Below are 2,127 nucleotides of genomic sequence, written 5' to 3' on the forward strand. Positions count from 1 at the left end.
ACCGTGGACGACAACGAATGCATACAATGCTTGAGCACTTTGAGGAGGAAGGGACATGTTGACGTGTCGCGAAATGTCAGAACTTGGCTCAGATATTATTGATCATCGACTAACCTTTAAAACGCGTCTCGGGGTACTTATGCATTTAAGTATGTGTGCACGCTGCCGCATTTATATAAAACAGCTAGAGTTAACCTCAAACACACTTAAAAAAATCTCTATCGATGACGAATATGTCGATACAGACTCCATACTGAAGTCTGTCCGCAAGCCTGACGACTGAGTTTGGAGGCTTCAAGCAATGACATTGATGCGGAAAATAAGTGTGTATAATCTAAACCTCCTGCGTGGTGATGCCGCAATAGTGCGTCTGCGTGGGTGGCCACCTACGTGGACCCGCAAGCAGTATACAGATTTCGCTTGTTGTGCATTATTTTTTAGAGTTACTGAGACTAACTCTCTTTCGACTTTTAGTAGTGTTGGGGTTTGAATTAATCATGTTTCTAGATTGCACTTCCGAACTGTCCATTCTTTAGGGTCTCAATACAGCGTTCGCGTGATGGGTAAATTAATGGTTATAGTTTTTCGCTAATTAATCATCAACATATTCATTCTGCTATGACAGGTGCTGCGCGTTATTGCTTTACTGGTGTATTAGCACGATTTCAGGTTGATATTTAGGCTGATCTCCTTGCGTGCAGCAATGCGGCAACCTGTTAATCACTTACAATGTTAGTGCAGCCGAAATTGCGAGATGAATCTGCTGCCAGTCTTTAGCTCTTGTCCTTCTGAATCGGACATTATCATTTTCACAAGATGCAGGACCGTAAGCCGCCCTTAGAGCATACTGAGCTGCGCGAGGGAGGGGAGAGAGCGGAAATTTTTACTGTGGCCGTAACATTTTCAAACCTTTTCTATCTGATGTAGATAGCCGCGCTCCATACTGGGTTGAATGGAGGCTTTTTTGTTCAACGTAAACGACGGAGATCTGTATGACCCATAGCTTTTTCGAGCAGGCTCCTACACCGACGCCAACGCTGGTGCTGGTTTGTAAGCGACCCTCCCTAGGTTTCGGTAAGCAACGGCTTGCAGCCCAGATAGGCATAGAGCGTGCGTACGAGGTCGCTGAGTGCTTGCTCGACTGTGGTGTTGAAGATCTGTATCAATGGCCTGGTAATACCATAATTGCACCTGATCATGCCGATCATCTCGGCTGGGCAAAATCGAGGGCACCTTTTGCTCAATGCATACCCCAAGCTCAAGGAAATCTCGGTGAACGATTAAATACCCTTGACCAGACACTTCGAACTCAAAGCCATGAGTGTTTAATTTTCATTGGTAGTGATTCGCCGGCAATCACGCTGACAGACTATCAAAATGTGCTCAACGCGCTCTGTGAGCACGATACAGTGTTAATCAACGCTCGTGATGGAGGTGTTGTGCTTATGGCCTCATCCAAACCGTGGCCAAGCCTAGTAAATCTACCGTGGAGTACTGCGAGTTTAGGAGGTGCACTTCGAAGCACCTGTCTAGATAACGGTCACTCTGTTGTGTGTATCGGTGAATGCTTCGACATTGATGAAGCAATAGACTTCGATATATTACGCTCAAGTTTAAAGTTTGATTTGCGTCCCGCAAGATTGCGATTGATTGAAGCGATTTCTGACCTTAAAGGAGCACTTTGTGACTAACCACAATCGCCTCAGTGTGGTGATCCCTTGCTTGCATGATGAACTGGAGCTTCCAAGACTGCTCACCGAACTAGCTGAGTGCTCTTTCACAAGTCTCACTGAGTTGCAGGTGATAGTCGTCGATTCTGGAAATAGTGAGCTCTGTCGAGAAATCTGCCGGAACCACAATGCAACATGGGTTTCATCTCAACCTAATCGTGGGCTTCAACTGCGTTTCGGTGCAAGTTTGGCGGAATCTGAATTGCTGTGGTTCTTGCATGCTGATGCTAAGCTCACTGGTGATCCTATCGGCAATATAAGAATCGCTCTACAGAATGGTGCAATGGGGGGCTATTTTGCTTTTCGCTTTGCAGGCAAGCCTGAGTGGCAAGGACGTCTGCTTGAGTATCTAATCAACTTGCGAAATACGTTCGGAGTTCCCTATGGTGACCAAGGT

3 protein-coding genes are annotated in these 2,127 nt (G+C 46.1%); all 3 read left to right on the top strand.

Going from position 1 to position 2,127, the window contains the following annotated elements; translation table 11 throughout:
- The first annotated feature begins 73 nt into the window (after positions 1-73).
- Positions 74-283: a zf-HC2 domain-containing protein gene (locus FFS64_RS32365; protein ID WP_372242195.1), complete on the top strand. Its 210-nt coding sequence runs from the start codon at positions 74-76 to the stop codon at positions 281-283.
- Positions 284-992: 709 nt separating this feature from the next.
- A complete protein-coding gene (locus FFS64_RS31115) occupies positions 993-1,691 on the top strand; it encodes a DUF2064 domain-containing protein (RefSeq protein ID WP_137808456.1) in 699 nt (232 codons plus the stop codon).
- Positions 1,684-2,127: glycosyltransferase (locus FFS64_RS31120; protein WP_171017173.1), on the top strand; the 444-nt coding region annotated here is incomplete at its 3' end. The genes FFS64_RS31115 and FFS64_RS31120, both read left to right, overlap by 8 nt.

The organism is Pseudomonas sp. G(2018), assembly GCF_005502415.1.
Classification (GTDB): Bacteria; Pseudomonadota; Gammaproteobacteria; order Pseudomonadales; family Pseudomonadaceae; genus Aquipseudomonas.

What these genes read in the sequence shown, in the direction of transcription:
- FFS64_RS32365 (WP_372242195.1), top strand. Translation starts at nt 74, where the DNA reads ATGTCAGAACTTGGCTCAGATATTATTGATCATCGACTAACCTTTAAA.
- FFS64_RS31115 (WP_137808456.1), top strand. Translation starts at nt 993, where the DNA reads ATGACCCATAGCTTTTTCGAGCAGGCTCCTACACCGACGCCAACGCTG.